Below are 22,763 nucleotides of genomic sequence, written 5' to 3' on the forward strand. Positions count from 1 at the left end.
CGGAGGGTGTGTTGGCCTCTTCGCGAGCAGGTTCGCCCCGACAAGGGATCTGCGTCGTACTTGATTTTTTCGGTAGTGAAGGGCGAGTCGGTGTGGGTGGTTCAGACTGGCGAGGTTACCTCGACGCTGCCGAACGACCCATACAGACTTACTCGGTCGTGACCTTCGGCGCCTGGCGCGAGGCTGCTTCCAGATCCATTAATCCTCTACCGTACGCTTCACTGTTGGCATAGATGCCAGTCCGGTTCGCCGTCGCCAGCAGACGCTCGCGCACTTGCTGCGCAGTGAGCTCAGGGTAACGGCTTTGCAGTGCCGCCAATGCTCCGCTGACCAGCGCGGCAGCAGGCGAGGTGCCAGCCGTCTGGGTGTATTTGCCATCCTTGTTGGTGGTCAGCAGGCCTTGCCCTGCACCGGAGTCGCCACCCGGTACGGCAATGCACCAGGCTGCCGCCACGCCACAATAGTTGGATTTGGCACTGATGGCGCTGCCGTCGTTTTTCAATGCAACCACCGCGATCCAGCCTTTTTCCAGTTCGGGTATGGCGACAGGCAAGCCGGGTTCAGCCAAGGGTTCTCGTTTCAGTTCATTGCCGGTGGGGAAAACAAATACTGCGCCGTCCTCAACCAGTTTCCGCGCCGTCACTAGCGATTGCGGCATGACTTGCCTGTAACGCGCCTCGTTGATTTCGGTCGCCGGAATGGCGTTGGCCCACGAGTTGTTGAGTATGCGCGTGCCCTTGTCGAAACCTGCTTGCCAGGACTGAGCGATTTCACCGTCGAAGAAAAAGGGTTCGTTATCGTCGCCAAAGCGATAGGTGATCAGCTGTGCGTTGAACGCGACGCCATGCATGCCCTGATCGTTCTTGTTGGCGGCGAGGATGCCGGCCATCTGGGTGCCGTGGCCGATACGATCAAAGGTGCCGACCCGATTCTCGACATAGTCAAAACCCGGATCACGGAGCCTTCCTAGAAACTCCGGCAGGCTACTGTTCAAACCCGAGTCGATCAGTGCGACAGCCACACCCTGGCCGGTGCCGCCGCGGGCATAAAGACTTGATGCGTTGACAATCGCCAGACCTTTTTGGGCCTGATACTCCGGCGTTTCGAATGCAGCTGTGTCCAGGGAAGGCTGTTCCGGGCCGGTCAGGCATCCGCTCAACAGAAGGGGTAGTGCGAGCGCGCAGGCAAGCGGAAAAAAGTGTTTTTGGGACATGATCGTTCCTTGAAAAAGATCCGCGTATCTCACGCTTCCTGCATGATGGACACCTAGCGGAGGTTGATGGAGGTAAACCATACCGGCTGACGGAAGGCTGAGGTCAGTGGGCAAAGTGCCTCCAGTGTTTCAACCTGTGGCCAGGAATCGGTGGGTTGGGACGCTGTATCATCCCTTATCGTTTTCGCCCTCAACCTTTTCTCGACTCGCTGCGATCGCCGGCCCGGCTTTTGGCACTGCGGCGGTCAACGGAGTGACAGCTTATGCACAACACCCTGGAACAGGTTTTCGGTTATCCACAGTTCCGACCCGGTCAGGAGTCGGCTGTCAGTGCCGTGCTGGCCGGGCGTTCGGCGGCGGCGATTTTCCCCACCGGTTCCGGCAAATCCCTTTGCTACCAATTGCCGGCGGTGTTGCTGCCGCACTTGACGCTGGTGGTCTCACCGTTGCTGGCGTTGATGCAGGATCAACTGGCGTTCCTGCAACGCCATGGCATTTCGGCGGGCAGTATCGATTCGGCCCAGAGCCGCGATGACGCCAGCGATGTCATGGCCCGTGCCAGGTCCGGCGAGTTGAAGATTCTGATGATCTCGGTGGAACGCTTGAAGAACGAGCGTTTTCGCCATTTCCTGCAGCAAGTGCCGATCTCGCTGCTGGTGGTGGACGAAGCGCACTGCATCTCCGAATGGGGGCATAACTTCCGCCCGGACTACCTCAAGCTTCCCGACTATCAACGCCAGTTCAATATCCCTCAGGTGCTGCTGCTGACCGCGACGGCGACGCCCAAGGTCATCACCGACATGCAGGTGAAGTTCGCCATCGCCGCCGAGGATGTAGTGACCACCGGTTTCTATCGGCCGAACCTGAATTTGCTGGTGGAGCCGGTTCGCGGAGCGGACAAGCGCAGACGCCTGGTCGAGTGGATGAGCCAGCGCCCGGGTCAACCGAGCATCGTCTACGTCACCCTGCAGAAAACCGCCGAGCACATCGCCGAACACCTGAACCGCAACGGCATTCAGGCCGAGGCCTATCACGCCGGGTTGCCCCATGATCAACGGGAAGCGATCCAGCGTCGCTTCATGGGCGGGCAGTCCAATTGCATCGTCGCGACCATCGCTTTCGGCATGGGCATCGACAAGAGTGACATCCGCAACGTGGTGCATTTCGACCTGCCAAAATCCATTGAAAACTACAGCCAGGAAATCGGCCGCGCCGGGCGTGACGGGCAGCCGTCGGACTGCCTGGTGTTGGCCAACCGCGACAGCCTCAACGTGCTGGAGAACTTCGTCTACGGCGACACGCCCGAGCTGGATGGCATCCGTTGCGTGCTTGACGAGATGCATACCGCAGCCCCCGAAGGGCAGTGGGAGTTTCTGCTGGGGCCGTTGGCCGATCAGAGCAATATTCGTCAATTGCCGCTCAAGACCTTGCTGGTGCAGCTCGAGTTGCGCGGGTTGATCGCCCCGCGCTACGCGTACTACGCCGAGTACCGTTTCAAGTATGTGCAGGAGCCGGAGGCGCTATTGGCGCATTTCGAAGGCGAGCGCAGGGATTTTGTCGCGGCGATCATCCAGACCTCCAGCCGCGCCCGGACCTGGGCAACGGTGAATTTCGAGGCGTTGTACGAGCAGTATCAGGCCGAGCGCACTCGGGTGGTCAAGGCGCTGGATTACTTCCAGGAGAAGGGCTGGGTGGAACTCGAAAGCAAACAGATGACCGAGGTCTACAGCGTGCTGCAAAGCGGGCTCGACAGCGTCGCGTTGAGCGAGGAACTGCATGGCTGTTTCACTCGGCATGAGCACACCGAGATCGCGCGTATTCACGCCATGCTGGATCTGTTCGCCACCGACCAATGCCTGGGTTATCGCCTGGCAGAGTATTTCGGCGATCACAATGCCCCGCAGCAATGTGGTCATTGTTCGGTGTGTCATGGGCAAGTGGCGCGGCTACCGGCACCACCGGAATTGCCGGCGCTTGTGGATAAAAATTTCGAGGCGCTGTGTGGCGGTTTTATCCACAGGCACGAGCAGCACACGGGCAACCTGCCATCGGCTGAGCGCGTGACACGGTTTCTGTGCGGGATCAGTGTGCCGCTGTTCACCAGGCTCAAGGTGCGGGCGGTTACCGGGTTTGCGGCGTTGGAGGATTACCCGTACGCCGAGGTGCGCGAGTGGGTTGAGCGGCATCTCGCAGGCTGAGCTGTGGTCCTTGTGGGAGCGGGCTTGCTCGCGAAAGCGGTGGGTCAGTCACCATCACTGCCAATTGATGAGTCGCCTCCGCGAGCAAGCCCGCTCCCACAGGGATTTCAGTGTCTGACTGGGCACATCCATCCGCTGAATGTTGCCCATCACAGGAATAAATTTCAAAAAAGCCCGGTGGCTGACTATGGTGATGGCTGTCTTCGGATCGCCAACAAGAGAACAAAACATGAGCCAGACACCGTCGAACATTCAGCGTGCCGCCGTCATCGGCGCGGGCACCATGGGCCGTGGCATTGTCATGTGCCTGGCCAACGCCGGAGTGGCTGTGCAGTGGGTCGACAACAATCCGCAAATGCTGGAGCAAGCGCTGGCCAGCGTGGCGGACACCTACGCTCACAACGTGCGCCAGGGCCGGATTGATAAGGGCGAAGCCGATGCCTGTGTCGCGCGCATAACGGCGGCAGATGATTATCTGGCCATCCGCGATGTCGACCTGGTCATTGAAGCGGTGTACGAAAACCTTGAGCTCAAACAGAAAATTTTCCGCGAGCTCGATGGCCTGCTCAAACCTGAAGCGATCCTGGCGAGCAATACTTCGGCGCTGGACATCGACGCTATCGCGGCGGCTACACGCCGGCCGCAGCAAGTGCTGGGCCTGCATTTCTTCAGCCCGGCACACATCATGAAACTGCTGGAAATCGTTCGCGGTGCACGGACGGCGCCGGCAGTGCTCGACGCGGCGCTGGCGCTCGGCCAGCGCATGGGCAAGGTCAGTGTGGTGGCGGGCAATTGCGACGGTTTCATCGGCAACCGCATGCTCAATACCTATGTGCTCGAAGCGCGAAAAATGCTGCTGGAAGGCGCTTATCCCTATCAGGTGGACGCAGCGCTGCAAGGGTTCGGTTTCGCCATGGGGCCGTTCCGCATGTTCGACGTGGTTGGCGTCGACCTGCAGTGGCGCGCCCGACAACTGTCCGGTGTCGGGCAGGACGCGCCGGAGGTTCAAGTAGATAACCGACTGTGCGAGATGGGGCGCTTTGGTCAGAAGAGCGGTAATGGCTATTACCACTATGAGCCGGGCAATCGCCAGGCCGAACATGATCCACAGGTCGATGCGCTGGTGCTGGAAGTCAGCGAAAGGTTGGGGTTCCACCGTCGCGTGATCGGCCCGGAGGAAATTCTCGAGCGCTGCTTGCTGGCACTGGTCAATGAAGGCGCGAAGATCCTGCAGGAAGGCATTGCCGGGTCAGCTCATGACATTGATCTGGTTTACCTCAATGGCTACGGTTTCCCGGCGGACAAGGGTGGGCCGATGGCCTGGGCCGACCAGCAAGGGTTGGCGGACATTCACCGGCGCTTGATGGACCTTGAAACGCGTCAGGGCGATCACTGGCAGCCGGCGCGGTTGATCGGGGAGTTGGCGGCGGCCGGCAAGGGCTTTGCTGACAAGTGATTGATGTGGCGCTTGTAGGAGCGAGCTTGCTCGCGATGAATGCAACGCGGTTTTCGCCTTAGACTGGCGAACCCACTCAGGAATCAACGCTAATGCCCCAGCGCACCGACTACCCGCACTTCCAGCCCATCACCACCCGCTGGCACGACAATGACGCCTACGGTCACGTCAACAACGTCACCTATTACAGCTTCTTCGATACGGCGGTGAACACCTACCTGATCGAAGTCGGTGGCCTGAACATCCATGACGGCGAGGTGGTGGGGTTCGTGGTGAGCTCGGCCTGTGATTACTTCGCTTCCATTGCCTTCCCGGACCGCATCGAGATCGGTCTGCGGGTGGGCAAGCTGGGCAACAGCTCGGTGCAATACGAACTGGCGGTGTTCAAGCAAGGGGAAGACGAAGCCTGTGCGGCGGGGCGCTTCGTGCATGTGTTTGTCGATCGCGCGTCGAATCAACCCGTGGCGATTCCTTCAGGGTTGCGTGGGGCGCTGGAGCGTCTGGTGGTTGAATAGGGCAAAAAAAATCGCAGCCCTTGGGCTGCGATTTTTGTTGTACTCACCGGCGAGGCGCTCGAGGCCTTAGTCGCGGTAGTACCTGTGGTGGTGCTTGCGATGGCCATAGGCATGGCCGCGGCCTGGATGGTCGTCACGGTAGTAACGACGATCGTCATGGCCGCGATAGTAACGACGATCGCCGTCCTCATCATCGTACTCTTTGCCCATGTGGTTACCCAGCGCGCCACCGACGCCGCCGCCTGCTGCGGCGCCGATCAGGCTGCCGGTGGTGCCGCCCATGCTGCGGCCGACCACGTTACCGCCTGCAGCACCCAACGCACCGCCAATGGCTGCTTCGCCACGGCTGTGTTTGTTTGCGCCGACGGCGCTACCACCCGCGCCACCCAGGGCCGCGCCGATGGTGGAACCTGTACTGCCGCCTAACGACTGGCCGACGACCGAGCCTAGAACCCCGCCCAATGCGCCGCCTACACCGGCTTCGGTGGTGCCGCCAGCAGACGCGATACCGCTGACCAGGCCAAGGGACAACAAGAGAATCGAGGAGAACTTCATGGAGGAACCTCTAGGGGATGACGGCGCGATCCTGAGGCTCTGGAATGGGCGTGACAATCGAAATCCGACGAATAACACGACCTGTATACAATATTGCAAGTTACTGTTTTTTGGGTGGAACTTAACGTTTTTTTGCCGGTCTTTTATTACTTCGCAAAGGCCGTTTTCATGAGAAAGCGGCCTTTTTTGTGGGCGAAAGGAAAGTACTGAATCTGGAATGTTTGTTGTTTGATCTACCGTATTCGCGAGCAAGCCCGCTCCCACAGGGGAACGCATTCCAATGTGGGAGCGGGCTTGCTCGCGAAGAGGCCAGATCAAACGACGTGTTACGCCGACCTGGCCATGATCAGTCCAGTCTCGCTCGCCGCTTCCAACCGGATCGCCACGAACTTCGATGTCGGCGTATGGCTGCCATCGCCGATGCTTTCCAGTGGCACCAGCGGGTTCACTTCCGGATAGTAGGCCGCCGCTTGCCCGGCCGGGATATCAAACGCCAGCAGCGTGAAGCCTTTTACCCGACGTTCAACGCCATCGTCCCAGAGCGATACGATGTCTGCCTTCTGCCCCGGCTTGAAGCCCAGGCGGATGATGTCGGCTTCGTTGACGAAAAGCACATCGCGCTGACCTTTGACCCCACGATAGCGATCGTTGAGACCATAGATGGTGGTGTTGTACTGATCGTGGGAGCGCATCGATTGCATGATCAGATCCGGCAGCACACCGGTGGCGCGGGTGCGTTCGTGCACCAGGTCTTTGGGCAGCACGTTCGGGCGGAAATTGGCCCGGCCTGAAGCGGTGTTCCACTTGCGTGCGCCGGCGCTACTGCCCAGGTAGAAACCACCCGGACTCCTGACTTTCTCATTGAAATCCTTGAAGCCTGGAATGGTCTCGGCAATCAGGTCGCGGATGCGGCTGTAGTCCGCCACCAGCCAGTTCCAGTCCACCGGGTGGTTGCCCAGGGTCGCGGCAGCGATGCCGGCCAGGATCGCCGGTTCCGAGCGCATCTGGTTCGACAGTGCCTGCAACTGACCATTGGAGGCGTGGACCATGCTGAACGAATCTTCGACGGTCACCGCTTGCGGGCCTTCGGTCTGGATATCGATGTCGGTGCGGCCCAGGCACGGCAGGATCAGTGCGTCCTTGCCGTGGGTCAAATGGCTGCGGTTGAGCTTGGTGCTGATCTGCACGGTCAGGTCGCAGTTTTGCAGGGCCTGGAAGGTGCGCGGGCTGTCCGGCGTGGCCTGGGCGAAATTGCCGCCCAGACCGATGAAGACTTTCGCCCGGCCTTCAGCCATCGCATGAATCGCCTCGACCACGTTGTGGCCGTTGTGGCGTGGCACCTTGAACTGGAAGCGACGCTCCAGGGCATCGAGGAATGCCACTGGCGGCCGTTCGTTGATGCCCATGGTCCGGTCGCCCTGCACGTTGCTGTGGCCGCGTACCGGGCACAGACCGGCTCCCGGCCGGCCGATGTTGCCGCGCAGCATCATCAGGTTGGCGATTTCCTGGATGGTCGCCACCGAATGGCGATGCTGGGTGATGCCCATGGCCCAGCACATGATGACGCTCTTGCTCTTGGCGTACATGCGCGCCGCTTGTTCGATCTCTACCAGCGTCAGGCCCGACTGCTCGACGATCTGCTCCCACGGTGTTTCGTCGATGGCCGCCAGGTACTCCAGCACATTGGCGCTGTGTTCATTGAGGAAGTCGTGGTCGAACACCGCCGGTGCGCCGCTGCGCTGCGCATCGCGTTCCCACAGCAGGAGGAATTTCGCCATGCCGCGCATGATCGCCATGTCGCCGCCCAGGGCCGGGCGGAAGAACGCGGTGTTGGTTGGCTTGTCGCCGTTGGTGAGCATTTCGAACGCGTGCTGCGGGTGCTGGAAACGCTCCAGGCCACGTTCCTTGAGCGGATTGATGCACACCACCTGAGCGCCGCGCTTCACCGCTTCGCGCAGTGGTTCGAGCATCCGCGGGTGGTTGGTGCCGGGGTTCTGGCCCCAGACGAAAATCGCATCGGCGTGTTCGAAGTCGTCGAAGGTCACGGTGCCTTTGCCGACTCCGACGCTTTGCGACAAGGCGACACCGCTGGCCTCGTGACACATGTTCGAGCAGTCAGGGAAATTGTTGGTGCCATAGGCGCGCACGAACAGTTGATAGAGATAGGCTGCTTCGTTGCTGGCGCGGCCCGAGGTGTAGAACTCGGCCTGATCCGGGCTCGACAAGCTGTTCAGGTGTTTGGCGACCAGCGCGAATGCGTCGTCCCAACTGATCGGCTTGTAGCGGTCGGTTTCGGCGTCGTACCTCATCGGCTCGGTCAGGCGGCCCTGATATTCGAGCCAGTAGTCGCTTTGCTCCAGCAGCGAAGTGACGCTGTGTCTGGCGAAGAATCTGGCATCAACCCGGCGTTTGGTCGCCTCCCAGTTCACCGCCTTGGCGCCGTTCTCGCAGAACATCACCATGCCGCCTTCCTGAGAATCACCCCAGGCGCAACCGGGACAGTCGAAGCCGCCGCTCTTGTTGGTCTTGAGCATCATGCGCAGGTTTTTCAGTGCGTTGTCGCTGGTCAACCAGGCCTGGGCGACACTGATCAGTGCGCCCCAGCCACCGGCCGGGCCTTTGTAGGGCTTGTAGCGAGGGACAGGTGTCTGGTCGGCTTGACGGTGTTGACTCACGCTTGATTCTCCGACGTTGGGCTGTACACCCGCGGTGCATTCTTCTGTGGCAAATGGATGAGGTTGAGGTTGTGGCGGCGGGCCCATTGCACGGCAAGGCCGGTGGGCGACGACAGGCTGACCAGGGTCTGGATGCCGGCGCGCAAGACCTTCTGGATCAATTCGAGGCTGCAACGACTGGTGACAATCACCAGTCCGCCAGCGGTCGGAATTTTTTGCCGGATCAGCCCGCCGATCAGTTTGTCGAGGGCGTTGTGCCGGCCGATGTCTTCACGCCCCAGCAGCAACTCGCCTTGACCGTTCATGAACACAGCCGCGTGCACTGCGCCGCAATGCTGGCCCAAAGGCTGGAAGGCGCCGATGCGCTGGCGCAGGCCATCGAGCCATTCGGCCGGTGGCAGCGGGGCGCCGGGCAATACCTGAAGGTCCGGCAATGCCTGCTCGACCGCTTCCACGCCGCACAGCCCGCAACCACTGGTGCCGGCCAGTTGCCGACGCTGTTGCTTGAGGTTCCAGAAGGCGCGGTTGGCGATGGTCACTTGCGCGTATTGCGCTGACCCTGAGCCGCTGAGTTGCAGGTCATAAATATCAGTGGCGTCGATGATGATGCCGCTGCCCAGGCTGAAACCGACGATGAAGTCTTCGAGGTCCGTTGGCGTCACCAGCATGACTGCCTGGCTGATGCCGTTGTAGGCAATCGCCAACGCGACTTCCTCGGCCAGTGCGGTGCTGGCCGATTCCGAGTATTCAAGGTTACTGTAGCTATACGTCTGGCTTGCGGCGGGCGCGGGCGTTTCGAGGGCAGGCGCCGCGCAGGCTGGGCGCTTGGCGTTCATGGCATCACCGACGGATTGATCAGCTTTAAGACTAGGCGCGGCAACTTGTCACGTCTAATCGCTATTACTGATCTACCGATAGATACCGTCGATCAAGAGTTCGTCTGCGATTGCCGATAGATCGCGAAACAGGCCTCCGCCAGGGCCGAGCGTGGTGCACTGCGCCGCATGATCAGCCCCAGGCGGCCAAGGGTCTGGGCGTTCTCGATCGGTTGCAGGCGCAAGTGTTCGGCCAGCCCTTCGAGGCCACCGTCCAATGGCATCACGGCGCAACACAGGCCGCCGTGCACAGCTTGCAGCAGTTGATGAACGGCGTCGGTCTGCAGCAACGGTTGTGGGGTGAGGCCGCGGCTGTGGAAGTTATGGTCGATGGATTGGCGAAAGTGCATGCCGCTGGTGAGCATGCCCAGTGGCAGTTCGATCAATGATTCCCAACTCAGCGGCGCCTCGCCAAAGGTGAAGAAGCGTTGGTCGTAGAGCAGCCCCATGCGGGTTTCGCTGAAGGCCAGGGAGTCGAAATGTTCGGCGTCGAGGCGTTCCAGATAGGAAACGCCGAGGTCCAGGCGATTGTTCGCCAGTTGTTCGAGGATCTGCTCGGAACTCAGTGCCGAGAGTTCGAAACGCAGGTTCGGGTGCTCGGCATGCAGGCGTTGCAGCAGCGGCAGCGGATCGAAGCTCGACAGCGGCACCATGCCCAGGCGCAAGGTGCCGACCAGGTTGCCACGACAGGCGGCCGCTTCGGCGTACAAACCGTCATAGGCTGCCAGCACCGTGCGTGCCCAGGCTAATACCCGCTCGCCCGGCGCGGTGAAGCCCTCGAAGCGCTGGCCGCGATTGACCAGCGGCAGATCGAGTTCTTCTTCGAGGCTGCGCAGGCGCATGGACAGGGTCGGCTGGGTGATGTGGCAGCGCACGGCGGCCTGGCCGAAATGGCGGGTTTCGTCGAGCGCGATGAGGAATTTCAGCTGCTTGATGTCCATCTTCGCTCCTGGGCGCGGGAAGGGGGCCGATTCTATCGCAAGCGGGGTCATTGGTCGGGTTGGATTCGCAAGCGATGGCCGTGGTCTAGGCTTCTGCGTCTGGAACCTGAAACCCAAGGAGAGTGCACCATGAGTCTTTTGAGCTTTGTGAAGGAAGCAGGCGAAAAACTGCTGGATCTGCTGACGCCGGGCAATGCCAATGCCAGTGAGCAGTTGAAAGAACACATCAGCAAAGTCGGCCTGGGTAATCCGAATGTGCAGGCGACGGTCGATGGTGACAAGGTTACGGTGACTGGCGAGGTGGCGAGCCAGGAAGAGAAGGAAAAGATCCTGCTGGCGGTGGGCAATATTGCCGGGATTGGCAACGTGGATGATCAGATTACCGTGACCGGGCCGCTAGTGAAGGCCGCGGTATTCGTCACGGTGGTAAAGGGCGACACCCTCAGCGCGATTTCCAAGCGTGTGTATGGCGACGCGAACAAATACAACAAGATTTTCGAAGCCAACAAACCGATGCTGTCGCACCCGGACAAGATCTATCCGGGGCAGTCGTTGCGGATTCCCGAGTAGCCTGTGACACCGTGTGATGGCTTTCGCGAGCAAGCCCGCGAAGCAGGCGCCTCGGTATCAAAGTCCTGCAATCAAATCCCGATAATCCTCAACCGCTGCAAACTCTGCCGTATCCTTCGGCCCTTTGCGGCTGTCTGGTTCGCGTACCGCCAGCAAGTGCGCCACGCCAAAATCCCGTGCGCTGCGCAGGATCGGCAAGGTGTCGTCGATGAACAGGCTGCGCGCCGGATCGAAATCGATGTCAGCTTGCAGCGCATCCCAGAACTGCGGGTTTTCCTTGGGGAAGCCGTAGTCATGGGAACTGATCAAGCGCTCGAAGTAGGGCGCCAGTTCGACTTTTTCCAGCTTCAACGACAGCGCATCCCGATGGGCATTGGTGATCAGCACCACGCGCTTGCCGGCCCGTTTGATCGCCGCCAGAAAGGTGTCGGCATCCGGGCGCAGGGCGATCAGATGCGCGGTTTCCAGTTTCAGGTTGCGCACCGACAGCTTCAGTTCGGCGCTCCAGAAGTCCAGGCAGTACCACTGCAACTGGCCGGCATTGCGCTCGAACAACGGCTGCAATTCCATCTCGGCCATGGTCCGGCTGACCCCGTGCAGTTCGGCGTAACGCTGGGGCAGGTGCTCCATCCAGAAATGATTGTCGAAGTGCAGATCCAGCAGCGTGCCGTCCATGTCCAGCAGAACGGTATCGATGTCGGACCAGGGTAATGAAGGCATGGCAGCGTCTCGGGCAGTAGAAAGATTTCTGGCGTAAACAATCGGGAAAGCCGCGTTATAGTAGCGCGTTCACGCCAAGGAGCTTTGCATGCGCCAGAAACCCACCATACTCGCCCGCGAAATTGTCGCCACCAGTCGATTGTTCTGCGTGGAGGAGCTGAAGTTGCGCTTTGCCAATGGCGTGGAGCGCACCTATGAGCGCCTGGTTGGCAAAGGGGCCGGGTACGGCGCAGTGATGATCGTGGCGATGCTCGATGCCGAGCATGCGGTGCTGGTCGAGGAGTATTGCGGCGGCACGGATGAATACGAAATGTCATTGCCCAAGGGGTTGATCGAGCCGGGTGAAGACGTGTTGGCGGCAGCCGAGCGTGAACTCAAGGAAGAGGCCGGGTTCGGCGCGCGACAGCTGGAGCACCTGACCGAGTTGTCGCTGTCCCCCGGTTACATGAGCCAGAAGATTCAGGTGGTGCTGGCCACTGACCTCTACGAAGAGCGCCTGGAGGGCGACGAGCCCGAGCCGATGCGGGTGGACAAGGTCAATCTGCGTGAACTCTCGGCGCTGGCGCAAAATCCGCAATTTACCGAAGGCCGTGCCTTGGCGGCGCTGTATCTGGCCCGAGACCTGTTGACTCAGCGCGGAGCGTTCCAGCCATGAATTTTCCGCATCCGTTGATGGCACCGGTCATCGAGCTGGCCTTGCAGGCTGGTGAAGCGATCCTGCCGTTCTGGCGCACAGGTACGGCCGTTACGGCGAAGGCTGATGATTCGCCGGTGACCGCTGCTGACCTGGCCGCGCACCACCTGATTCTGGCCGGGCTGACGGCACTCGATCCAAGCATTCCGGTGCTCTCCGAAGAGGACGCCAACATTCCCCAAGGCGTTCGCGCTGGCTGGCAGCGCTGGTGGCTGGTCGATCCGCTGGATGGCACCAAGGAATTCATCAGCGGCAGCGAAGAGTTCACCGTCAACATCGCCCTGATCGAAAACGGTCGAGTGGTGTTCGGTGTCGTGTCGATGCCGACCAACGGCCGTTTCTATGTCGGCGGCGCCGGCCTCGGTGCCTGGCGCGGCGATAAAGGTGGTACGCCTGTGGCGATTCAGGTACGTGATGCGTTAGCGCCTGGCGAGTCGTTCACCGTGGTGGCCAGCCGTCGCCATTCGAGCCCGGAGCAGGAGCGTTTGCTGGCCGGGTTGAGCGCCAGCCTTGGCGAGCTGCAACTGACCAATATCGGCAGTTCGCTGAAGTTTTGCCTGCTGGCCGAAGGGGCGGCGGATTGTTATCCGCGCCTGGCACCGACCTCGCAGTGGGACACGGCGGCAGCGCAAGGCGTGCTGGAAGGCGCCGGCGGCGAGGTGCTGGAGTTGAACGGCGAGCCGTTCAGCTATCCGGCGCGGGAATCGCTGTTGAACCCATTCTTTCTGGCATTGCCGGCGAAGGCGGCGTGGCGGGAGAAGCTGCTGGCGCTCGCCACCCTGTAGGAGCTGGCTTGCCGGCGAAGCGGTGTGTCAGGCACACCGCGTTACATCAATCGCCGGCAAGCCGGCTCCTACAGAGGTAGTGGCGCTTAACGGTGCAACACATACTGCCCGACAAACCTCACCGCATCCTCATCACGGCCTTCATTGACGACCCGCGTATGCAGCGTCAACCGCGCTCGGCTGTAGCGCTGGAACGTGGTCAGGAATTTCTTCCAGATCACTGGGTCCGGCGCCTGGCAAATGGCGTTGGCATCGCCCGTTACCGGCAGCGGGTAACTGATCTGTCCTTCCTGAATCACGATGTGCCCGTCGGTAATGCCTTCTTCCTTGAGGCGCAAATGCAGCCAGCCCCAGCCGGCCAGGACCGCGCCGCAATACAGGCTGCCGCCGAACATGGTGCTCTTGTGGTTGACGTTGGCTTCCAGCGGCAAGTGCAGGCGCAGTTGCTGGTCATGCCAGTCGAGCACTTTGAGGCCCATGTCCCGGGTGAGGGGAATGTCGTGATGGAGGACTGATTCCAGTTGGCGACTGTCGCGGCTCATTCAGGGGCCTCTTGCTTGAAGTGGATGATTGGACGCTAGCTCAGTCGAGGTCGTCAGGGTGGGCCGAGGCGCCACTGTCCGAGAAGCTCAAACCGTGTTTGCGCAGTTTGTCGTGCAGGGTCTTGCGCGGAACGCCGAGGGCTTCGGCGACGCTGCGCACGGAGCTGTGCGGGCGTGCCAGTTCGGCGGCAATGAGGGTTTTTTCGAAGTTCTCCACTTGCTCGCTCAAACCGCCGCTGACGACTTCGACCCTGTTGCCAGCGCTGCCATCCGGCGTGCTGTTGTCGAGGGCCAGTTCCAGCCCGAGGGCAAAACGTTCGGCCGCATTTTGCAGCTCGCGCACGTTGCCGGGCCAGGTATGGCGCAGCAGCAAGGCTCGTTGCCCCGGTTGCAGTTCATGGGGCGGCAAGCCGTGGCGGGTACTGGCTTCATCGGCAAAATGCTGGAACAGCATCAGGGCATCTTCGCCCCGTTCGCGCAGCGGTGGAATCCGCAATGGCGCGACGTTCAGGCGGTAATACAAGTCGGCACGGAAACGTCCTTGATCCGCCGCCTGGCGCAGGTCTTCCTTGGTGGCGGCGATGATGCGGATGTCCAGCGGGATCAGTTGATTGCCGCCCAGGCGCTCGACCACCCGCTCTTGCAGCAAGCGCAGCAATTTGACCTGCACATCCAGGCTCATGCTTTCGATTTCATCGAGGAACAATGTGCCGCCGTTGGCGAATTCGAACTTGCCGATGCGGCGTTTCTGCGCACCGGTGAAGGCGCCGGGCTCGTGGCCGAACAGCTCGCTTTCGACCACTGATTCGGCCAGGGCACCGGCGTTGATCGCCACGAACGGTCCGTTGCGACGGTTCGATAAGTCGTGCAGCGCCCGGGCCACGACTTCTTTGCCAGCGCCGGTTTCGCCGAGGATCAGCACATCGGCCCTGGTCGCGGCCAGGGCGCCGATCTGCTCGCGCAGGCGCAGCATCGAAGGGGAGTGGCCAACCAGGCGGGCGCTTAGCTCATTGCGGTCGCTCAAGGCCAAGCGCAGGCTGCGGTTGTCCAGCACCAGCCGGCGCAGGGCCAACGCGCGACGCACGCTGTCGAGCAGGGCGTCGCTGGCGAAGGGTTTTTCCAGAAAGTCATAGGCTCCGGCGCGCATGGCCTGCACGGCTAGTGGCACATCGCCGTGGCCGGTGATCAACAGCACCGGCAGTTCAGGGTCCTGGGCATGCAGTTCGGTCAGCAGCTCCAGACCGTCCATGCCGGGCATGCGGATGTCACTGACCACCACGCCCGGCCAGTCGCGCTCCAGTTGCGCGGCCAGACCCTTGGCTTCGGCCAGCGGCAGGATTTTCAGGCCGGCCAGATCCAGCGTTTGGCTCAAGGCCTGACGCAAGTGGGGATCGTCGTCGATCAACACGACCTGAATGCGGTTGTCGATGGTCATGCACTTCGGTCCTCGGACGGTTGCAGGCTCACGCCCGGTGCGCCTGCGCGCAGTTTCAGGGTAATCAGGGCGCCGCCCTCCTTGTGATTGGCGAACGACAGTTCACCACCGAAGGCACGCATCAGGGTTTCGCAAATCGCCAGCCCCAGACCCAGGCCCTGGGTGCGGGTCTTGGTGGTGTAGAACGGCTCGCTGGCGCGCCCAAGGGCTTCCATGCAAAAGCCGGGGCCGTTGTCGCGAATGTACAGGTTGACGCCATCGGCCGTGGATTGGGCACTCAACCAGAGTTTACGTGGCGGGCCTTTTTCCGTCAGGGCATCCAGGGCGTTGGCAAGCAGATTACCGAGTACCTGGCGCAGGCGGGTTTCCCCGGCCTCGACCCACAGGGTGGCGGCGGGCAAGTCGCGGATCAGTTCGACCTCCATGCTGCGTCGGCGCTTGGCCAGCAAGGCCAGGGCATCATCCAGCGCCGGTTGCAGGGCGACGCTTTCCGGGGCGTGGCGGTCGCGACGGGCGAAGGCGCGCAGGTGGGCAATGATCGAGGCCATGCGCCCGGTCAATTCGCTGATCAGCTTGAGGTTGCCGCGGGCATCGTCGGTGCGCTGGTGATCGAGCAATACTTCGGCGTTTTCCGCGTAGCTGCGAATCGCTGCCAGCGGCTGATTGAGTTCGTGGCTGATGCTCGCCGACATGGTGCCCAGTGCCGACAATTTGCCGGCCTGCACCAGGTCATCCTGGGCGCGTACCAGCTCCTGCTGGGCCTGTTCGCGCTCCAGTACTTCCTGTTTCAGGCGCCGGTTCAGGCCTTCGAGATCGCTGGTGCGCTCGGCGACCCGACCCTCGAGTTCGCGGCGGGCCTTGGCTTCGAAGGCAATGCGTTCGAGATAATGGCGACGGCGCTGCATCATCAGGCCGAGCAACAGCATCAATACCAGCAGTGTTGCACCGCCGATGGCCACCACCGTGCGCACCGGGCGGTCGATCAGGGTACGCGGGGCGAGGATGCTGACATTCCAGCCGGTTTCGGCGATCTGCTGGGTCTGGGTCAACCAGGCATTGGGATTGAGCTTCAGCGGTTTTGGATCGCGGGTTGGGTAGGGTTGAATCGCGGTGATGGCTTTGCTTTCTTCCTCGTTCAACGGGCGGGTCGAGCGGAATCGCCACTCCGGACGCGAGGTGAGAATGACCACGCCGTTGTGGTCGGTCAGCAGCAGTTGTTCCGGGGTTTTGCCCCAGAGGCTCTCGGTGTGGTCAAGGTCGACCTTGACCACCAGCACGCCAACGATTTTTTCGCCATCGCGCACGCCGGCGGCGAAGAAATAACCGCGCTTGGCGGAGGTCGTGCCCAGGCCGAAAAAGCGCCCGAGCTTCCCGGCCATGGCTTCGCTGAAATACGGCCGGAAGGAAAAATTGCGCCCGACAAAACTGTCGTGTTTGTCCCAGTTGGAGGCGGCCAGGGTCTTGCCGGTGGCGTCCATCAGGTACATGACTTCGGCGCCGGTCTGGGTCGCAATGTCTTTCAGCAGGCGGTTGGCATTGCCTTGGGTGACGCCATCGTCCGGCGCACCGAGAACGGCGCGCAGGGCCGGTAGGTCGCCGAGGATCTGCGGCAACACTTCATAGCGGTGCAGGGTACCCAGCAGGTTGGCGACGTAGAGGTCGAGGGTCTGACGATTCTGGCTGGCCAGCTCGCTGCGGTAATAACGCTCGGCCAGATGCTCCAGCGGCCACAGCAACGGAGCCAGGCACAGTGCCAGCAGGGCCAGGCTGCGCCAACGGGGTCTGGAGGGGAGAGTCGGTTTCATGAGCAGCATGCGCCTGTGGGTACAGGCGCATTATGCCTAGGCTTGCGCACCTTGGGTCAGGTGCATCTTGATCGGGGAGCTTCAGCCGGCCTTTCAGGCAAAGACGTCGGCGTCCTTGAACAATACGCCGGCCTGATCTTTCGCCGACAGCTGCGGCGTGCCCTCCAGTTGCCAGTCGATGGCCAGGTCCGGGTCGTCCCAGCGAATGCTGCGCTCGGCGGATGGCGTGTAGTAGTCGGTGGTTTTGTAAAGGAACTCGGCAAATTCGCTCAATACCACGAACCCGTGGGCGAAACCTTCCGGGACCCAGAGCTGACGATGATTGTCGGAGGACAGTCGCACGGCGACCCATTTGCCGAAGTGCGCGGAGCTGCGACGGATGTCCACGGCTACATCCAGCACTTCACCTGCCGTGACGCGAACCAGTTTCCCCTGGGTATTTTCCAGTTGGTAATGCAGGCCGCGCAGCACGCCCTTCTGCGATCGGGAGTGATTGTCTTGAACGAATTCAGTGTCCAGTCCGGTGGCCTCCTTGAAGGCCCGGGCGTTGAAACTCTCGTAGAAGAAACCACGTTCGTCACCAAAGACCTTGGGTTCGAGGATCAGAACACCGGGCAGGTCGGTGGTCACTACATTCATGGTGGTTCTCCAGCAGTGTGCGTTTGATGGCCGCCATTCTTGCGCAAAGCGCCGACGGGGGCGAGTGTTCAAGTAAAAAACTGCCGGCCTGTTCCAGCCCCTGTAAACGACGAGTACCGGCCCCGGGGGGGTTGCGTATCGCCTTGAGCAGTGGCGATATAGGCGCCTAATAAAATTTCAGGGGTCGTTGTATGTCGCTCGCCACGTTGATTCATCGCGCCAGTTTGCCCAGCCCGCAGGTGTCTGCGGAGCAAGCGCTAGAGCTGCTGGAGGAACACTACGGGCTCAGCGGCAAGTTGCAGGCCCTAGGCAGCCAGCAAGACCTGAACTACCGCGTCGACAGCGAGCGGGGACGTTTCGTCCTGAAAATCTGCCGTGGCGACTACTCGGTACTTGAGCTTCAGGCACAGCATGCCGGCCTCAAGCACTTGGGCGAGCATCCCGATGTCCATGTGCCGCGTGTCATCGCGGCGAAAAACGGCGCGGACCTGCTGTCTCTGGACATAGGCGGCCAGGCAGTGCACGTTCGCCTGCTCGATTACATCGAAGGCCAGCCGCTGACGAGCCTCAGTCATTTCAACCCGACGGTGGTGTCCGCCTTCGGTCGCCTGTGCGGTGAAATGGACCTGGCCCTGGCGGACTTCGACCATCCGGGTCTGGTGCGAACCCTGCAGTGGGACGCCCGCCATGCTCACGCCCTGATCGCGCACTTGCTGCCGGTGATCAAGGATGAGACCCAGCGCAAACTGATCGTCGAAGCGTCCGGGCAAGCCGAGCGGCATTTGCAGGCACTGGAAGACAAACTGCCGGTGCAGGCCATTCACATGGACATCACCGACGACAACGTGGTGTGGCAGCGTGATGCGCAACGCCACTGGCAACTGCAAGGCGTGATCGACTTCGGCGACCTGGTGCGCACCTGGCGCATTACCGATCTGTCGGTGACCTGCGCCGCGCTGCTGCATCATGGCGAGGGCGATCCGTTCTGCATCTTGCCAGCGGTACAGGCGTATCACGCGGTCAATCCGTTACAACACGAAGAGCTGCTGGCGCTGTGGCCGCTGATCGTTGCTCGCGCGGCGGTGCTGGTGCTCAGTGGCGAACAGCAGGTCAGCATCGATCCGGACAATGCCTACAGCCGCGATAACCTGGTCCATGAATGGGAAATCTTCCGTGTGGCCACGTCGGTGCCGTTGGCGTTGATGGAGGCGGCGATCCTCACGGCCGTCGGCCAGAATCTCCCGGTCATCGTCAGTGAAGGCTTTGCACCGCTGTTGCCAAGCCTGGTGGGGCGTGAGTTCGCCTTGATCGACCTGGGTGTGCTCAGCCCGCATTTCGAGGCCGGGAACTGGGAGCAGGAGGGCGTCGACCAGCGCCTGCTGGATGAAGCGGTTGCGGCACATGGCTTGGCGGCCAGTCGCTACGGACAATACCGCTTGTCCCGCACCCGCCCGGACAGCGCCACTGAGCCTGATACTTGCCCGTTGCATGTCGAGTTGCGTGTGCCTCAGGGCACGGCGGTCGAAGCGCCGTTTGCCGGGGTAGTGCATCACCCATCCGCCGGCGTGCTGCAACTGGACGGCCCGCATTTGAGTGTGCGGCTTTGGGGCGTCACGCCGTCGCTGCACAGCGGCGCGGCACTGGTCAAAGGCCAGGTGCTGGGTTCGGTCAGCGGGCCGTTGATCGTGCAGTTGTGCCGTGGCGGCTCGATCGATGCGCCGTTGTTCTGCACGCCATCGCGCGCCGCTGCCTGGCAGGTGCTGTGCCCATCACCTGCCGCGCTGCTGGGGCTGGCTTGTGACGCCGAAGCGGAACTCGACGGAGCGACCTTGCTGGCCCGCCGCAATGCCAGTTTCGCCCGTACGCAAAAGCACTATTATGTCGACCCGCCGCGCATCGAGCGTGGCTGGCGCAACCATTTGATCGACATGCAGGGGCGTTCCTACCTCGACATGCTCAACAACGTTGCGGTCTTGGGCCACGGTCACCCGCGCATGGCGGCGGTTACCAGTCGCCAGTGGTCGTTGCTCAACACCAACTCGCGCTTCAACTACGCGGCCGTGGCCGAGTTTTCCGAACGTTTGCTGAAACTGTCCCCTGACGGCATGGACCGTGTGTTCCTGGTCAACAGCGGTAGCGAGGCCAACGACCTGGCGATTCGCCTGGCGTGGGCCTACAGCGGCGGCCGTGACATGCTCAGCGTGCTGGAGGCCTATCACGGCTGGACGGTGGGTGCCGACTCGGTGTCGACCTCGATCGCCGACAACCCCAAGGCCTTGAGCAGCCGCCCGGACTGGGTGCACCCGGTGACCGCGCCAAACACCTATCGCGGGGAGTTCCGCGGGCCCGACAGCGCGCCGGATTATGTGCGAAGCGTCGAACACAACTTGGCGAAAATCGCCGGGCAGAAACGCCAGCTGGCCGGTTTCATCTGCGAACCGGTGTACGGCAATGCCGGCGGTATTTCGCTGCCAGCGGGCTATTTGCAGCAGGTCTATGCAATGGTTCGGGCCCAGGGCGGCGTGTGCATCGCCGACGAAGTGCAGGTCGGCTACGGGCGCATGGGCGATTTCTTCTGGGGCTTCCAAGAGCAGGGCGTGGTGCCGGACATCATCACCATGGCCAAGGGCATGGGTAACGGCCAGCCGCTGGGCGCGGTCATTACCCGCCGGGAAATCGCCGAGGCGCTGGAGGCCGAGGGTTACTTCTTCTCGTCCGCCGGGGGCAGCCCGGTCAGTTGCCAGGTCGGCATGGCCGTGCTGGATGTGATGGAAGAGGAAAAACTCTGGGAGAACGCCCAGGTCGTTGGCGGGCACTTCAAGAAGCGCCTCGAAGCGTTGATCGATATTCATCCGTTAGTGGGCGCGGTGCATGGTTCTGGTTTCTACCTGGGTGTCGAACTGATCCGCAACCGCGAAACCCTGGAGCCGGCCACCGAAGAAACCACCGCACTGTGCGATCGCTTGCGTGAGCTGGGGATCTTCATGCAGCCGACCGGCGATTACCTGAACATCCTCAAGATCAAGCCACCGATGGTCACTTCGCGCCAGAGCGTGGATTTCTTCGTGGACATGCTGTCGAAGGTGCTGGCGGAAGGTCTGTAAACCGATCCACCAAATGAATGCGGGCCTATGTGGGAGCGGGCTTGCTCGCGAAAGCGGACTGTCAGTCGACATCTCGTTCGACTGACACGGCCCTTTCGCGAGCAAGCCCGCTCCCACATGAAAGGTGGTGTTAGTTCGATTGATATCGGCTTTTTATCGATCATTTTTGTAACCGTGGATTGATGGTGCTTTAAAAGCCGATATTTATCGGATATAAAGTCACCATAGCCCACGGCGTTTACACATACGCTTCCCTTTCTGTCAGGTATCAATGCCACTCCGGAGTCCTGAGCCATGACCACGTTGAACAGCACCCCTCGCGCCGACGGCTTCTACATGCCGGCCGAATGGGCACCCCAAACCCAGACCTGGATGATCTGGCCCGAGCGCCCGGACAACTGGCGCCTGGGTGGCAAACCGGCACAAGCCGCGCACGTGGCAGTGGCCAAAGCCATCGCCCGTTTCGAACCGGTGACCGTGGCGGTTTCCGCCGGCCAGTACGAAAACGCCCGTGCCCGCCTGGACGTGCCGAATATTCGTGTGGTGGAAATGTCCAGCGACGACGCCTGGGTTCGCGACTCCGGTCCGACTTTCGTCATCAACAACAGTGGCGAAGTCCGTGGCGTGAACTGGGACTTCAATGCCTGGGGCGGTTTTGACGGCGGCCTGTATTCGCCGTGGAACCGTGATTCGCAAGTCGGCGGCAAGATCCTCGAGATCGAGCGCAGCCCGCGCTACCGCACCGAAGGCTTCGTGCTCGAGGGCGGCTCGATTCACGTCGATGGCGAAGGCACGCTGATCACCACCGAAGAATGCCTGCTCAACCGCAATCGCAACCCGCACATGAATCGCGCGGAAATCGAAGCGCTCCTGAGTGCGAACCTGGCTGTGGATAAAATCATTTGGCTGCCGGATGGCTTGTTCAACGACGAAACCGATGGCCATGTGGATAACTTCTGCTGCTATGTGCGCCCGGGCGAAGTATTGCTGGCCTGGACCGATGATCCACAGGACCCGAACTATCCGCGCTGCCAGGCGGCGATGAAAGTGCTGCAAGGCAGCACCGACGCCAAGGGCCGCCCATTCATGGTGCACAAGATGCCGATTCCGGGTCCGCTGTTTGCGACCGAGGAAGAATGTGCCGGTGTCGATCCGGTCGATGGAACCCAGGAACGTAACCCGACTGTTCGTCTGGCCGGTTCCTACGTGAACTTCCTGATCGTCAACGGCGGCATCATCGCGCCGAGCTTTGACGACCCGCAGGATGGCCCGGCCAAGGAAATCCTGCAGAACCTGTTCCCGCAGCATGAAGTGGTCATGGTGCCTGGCCGCGAACTGTTACTGGGGGGCGGCAATATTCACTGCCTTACCCAGCAACAACCCGCGCCGCACAAGGAGTGAGTGAGGTTGTAACAGCTTGAGTTGATTGCGAAATCCCTCAGGCTGTCGATCAGCCCGCTGCATGGCACAGAGCCCGCAGCCCATCAGGGTTGCGGGCTTTTTTGTATCCGCTTGCCCACACTTCAGAAACCTTGGCACAGCTCTTGTATCTCTACTGTTGTAACTCGGGGAGGGGGAGGACTTCGATGTTCTGTCATAAACCTTGGATAAGTTAGCCGCTCACAAACCGGGAGAGAGCGCGGAAATGAACGCCGAAGTGAATGTAGTGAGCGAAAAGGCGTTGCATCCCCTGGCAGTAAACAGCGAATCGCTCCAGATTCTGGCGCACTGGTTCAAGTCCAATGGAACGCGTCAGATCAGCGAAACTGATCCGCGCCGGACGATGATCGAGCGTTACCCCGCTGGTTTATTCAGCGAAGCGGAACTGGATGCGTTGTGGGATGTAATGGAAGGATAAGAAGAACAACAACGGATTGATCAAAAAAAAGCGCTGCCGGGATGGCAGCGTTTTTTTTTGTGCGCAGATTCATGCAATCACCACGATCCCCTGTGGGAGCGGGCTTGCTCGCGATGGCGTCCGTTCAATCAATACAAATGTCGACTGACCCACCGCTATCGCGAGTTCCCACAGGGTTTTGTG

General features: G+C 61.2%; 19 protein-coding genes. 9 read left to right on the forward strand and 10 right to left on the reverse strand.

Translation table 11 applies throughout. The features are described 5' to 3' along the window. Positions 1–148: 148 nt before the first annotated feature. Positions 149–1,213 (reverse strand): S8 family peptidase, encoded by a 1,065-nt coding sequence (locus AC06G5_RS01155; protein WP_480459846.1) that lies wholly within the window; start codon positions 1,211–1,213, stop codon positions 149–151. A gap of 263 nt (positions 1,214–1,476) precedes the next feature. Here AC06G5_RS01155 and AC06G5_RS01160 point away from each other — a divergent pair, with 263 nt between their 5' ends. From AC06G5_RS01160 to AC06G5_RS01170, 3 genes are all read left to right on the forward strand, one after another. Next, complete coding sequence (locus AC06G5_RS01160; protein WP_413425022.1) at positions 1,477–3,411, forward strand: RecQ family ATP-dependent DNA helicase; 1,935 nt, start codon at positions 1,477–1,479, stop codon at positions 3,409–3,411. Positions 3,412–3,640: 229 nt separating this feature from the next. Next, on the forward strand, positions 3,641–4,867 hold the full coding sequence (locus AC06G5_RS01165; RefSeq protein ID WP_480458886.1) for a 3-hydroxyacyl-CoA dehydrogenase: 1,227 nt from the start codon (positions 3,641–3,643) through the stop codon (positions 4,865–4,867). Positions 4,868–4,959: 92 nt separating this feature from the next. Then, entirely contained in the window at positions 4,960–5,382 is a 423-nt protein-coding gene (locus tag AC06G5_RS01170; protein WP_413425018.1) for an acyl-CoA thioesterase, read from the forward strand. A gap of 66 nt (positions 5,383–5,448) precedes the next feature. Here the strand turns inward: AC06G5_RS01170 and AC06G5_RS01175 are convergent, their stop codons facing one another. The 4 genes from AC06G5_RS01175 to AC06G5_RS01190 all read right to left on the reverse strand — a co-directional run bounded on the left by AC06G5_RS01175 (position 5,449) and on the right by AC06G5_RS01190 (position 10,428). Next, entirely contained in the window at positions 5,449–5,937 is a 489-nt protein-coding gene (locus AC06G5_RS01175; RefSeq protein ID WP_413425016.1) for a glycine zipper domain-containing protein, read from the reverse strand. Between the two features lie 326 nt (positions 5,938–6,263). Next, complete coding sequence (locus AC06G5_RS01180; RefSeq protein WP_480458887.1) at positions 6,264–8,612, reverse strand: FdhF/YdeP family oxidoreductase; 2,349 nt, start codon at positions 8,610–8,612, stop codon at positions 6,264–6,266. Continuing rightward, entirely contained in the window at positions 8,609–9,448 is an 840-nt protein-coding gene (fdhD, locus tag AC06G5_RS01185) for a formate dehydrogenase accessory sulfurtransferase FdhD (RefSeq protein WP_413425012.1), read from the reverse strand. Before fdhD ends, AC06G5_RS01180 begins: the two co-directional genes overlap by 4 nt. A 92-nt stretch (positions 9,449–9,540) precedes the next feature. Continuing rightward, complete coding sequence (locus AC06G5_RS01190; protein WP_413425010.1) at positions 9,541–10,428, reverse strand: LysR family transcriptional regulator; 888 nt, start codon at positions 10,426–10,428, stop codon at positions 9,541–9,543. Between the two features lie 129 nt (positions 10,429–10,557). Between AC06G5_RS01190 and lysM the strand changes: the two genes are divergently transcribed. Further along, positions 10,558–10,998 carry a peptidoglycan-binding protein LysM gene (gene lysM, locus AC06G5_RS01195; protein WP_413425008.1) on the forward strand — a complete coding sequence of 147 codons (441 nt, stop codon included), beginning with the start codon at positions 10,558–10,560 and terminating at the stop codon, positions 10,996–10,998. Between the two features lie 57 nt (positions 10,999–11,055). On the opposite strand, the gene yrfG is transcribed toward lysM, so the two are convergent. Next, complete coding sequence (yrfG, locus tag AC06G5_RS01200; protein ID WP_413425006.1) at positions 11,056–11,718, reverse strand: GMP/IMP nucleotidase; 663 nt, start codon at positions 11,716–11,718, stop codon at positions 11,056–11,058. 88 nt (positions 11,719–11,806) lie between these two features. On the opposite strand from yrfG, the gene nudE reads away from it, so the two are divergent. Then, positions 11,807–12,373 carry an ADP compounds hydrolase NudE gene (gene nudE / locus AC06G5_RS01205; RefSeq protein WP_008019034.1) on the forward strand — a complete coding sequence of 189 codons (567 nt, stop codon included), beginning with the start codon at positions 11,807–11,809 and terminating at the stop codon, positions 12,371–12,373. Continuing rightward, complete coding sequence (gene cysQ / locus AC06G5_RS01210; protein WP_413425004.1) at positions 12,370–13,197, forward strand: 3'(2'),5'-bisphosphate nucleotidase CysQ; 828 nt, start codon at positions 12,370–12,372, stop codon at positions 13,195–13,197. The genes nudE and cysQ overlap by 4 nt, the downstream gene beginning before the upstream one ends. An 86-nt stretch (positions 13,198–13,283) precedes the next feature. Here the strand turns inward: cysQ and AC06G5_RS01215 are convergent, their stop codons facing one another. From AC06G5_RS01215 to rfbC, 4 genes are all read right to left on the reverse strand, one after another. Beyond that, on the reverse strand, positions 13,284–13,739 hold the full coding sequence (locus AC06G5_RS01215) for a YiiD C-terminal domain-containing protein (protein WP_008003181.1): 456 nt from the start codon (positions 13,737–13,739) through the stop codon (positions 13,284–13,286). A 40-nt stretch (positions 13,740–13,779) separates the two neighbouring features. Continuing rightward, a complete protein-coding gene (locus tag AC06G5_RS01220; RefSeq protein ID WP_413425002.1) occupies positions 13,780–15,174 on the reverse strand; it encodes a sigma-54-dependent transcriptional regulator in 1,395 nt (464 codons plus the stop codon). Then, the gene (locus AC06G5_RS01225; RefSeq protein WP_413425000.1) at positions 15,171–16,979 is read right to left on the reverse strand and encodes a sensor histidine kinase; all 1,809 of its coding nucleotides are present in this window, start codon (positions 16,977–16,979) and stop codon (positions 15,171–15,173) included. Before AC06G5_RS01225 ends, AC06G5_RS01220 begins: the two co-directional genes overlap by 4 nt. Before the next feature lie 93 nt (positions 16,980–17,072). Next, the gene (gene rfbC / locus AC06G5_RS01230; RefSeq protein WP_413424998.1) at positions 17,073–17,618 is read right to left on the reverse strand and encodes a dTDP-4-dehydrorhamnose 3,5-epimerase; all 546 of its coding nucleotides are present in this window, start codon (positions 17,616–17,618) and stop codon (positions 17,073–17,075) included. A gap of 191 nt (positions 17,619–17,809) precedes the next feature. Between rfbC and AC06G5_RS01235 the strand changes: the two genes are divergently transcribed. The 3 genes from AC06G5_RS01235 to AC06G5_RS01245 all read left to right on the forward strand — a co-directional run bounded on the left by AC06G5_RS01235 (position 17,810) and on the right by AC06G5_RS01245 (position 22,580). Next, entirely contained in the window at positions 17,810–20,722 is a 2,913-nt protein-coding gene (locus tag AC06G5_RS01235; RefSeq protein WP_480458888.1) for an aminotransferase, read from the forward strand. 294 nt (positions 20,723–21,016) lie between these two features. Next, on the forward strand, positions 21,017–22,123 hold the full coding sequence (gene aguA / locus AC06G5_RS01240; RefSeq protein ID WP_413423471.1) for an agmatine deiminase: 1,107 nt from the start codon (positions 21,017–21,019) through the stop codon (positions 22,121–22,123). A gap of 244 nt (positions 22,124–22,367) precedes the next feature. Further along, positions 22,368–22,580 (forward strand): hypothetical protein, encoded by a 213-nt coding sequence (locus AC06G5_RS01245; protein ID WP_057399224.1) that lies wholly within the window; start codon positions 22,368–22,370, stop codon positions 22,578–22,580. Positions 22,581–22,763: the final 183 nt, after the last annotated feature.

It is taken from the genome of Pseudomonas sp. WT-JTC (genome assembly GCF_056711565.1).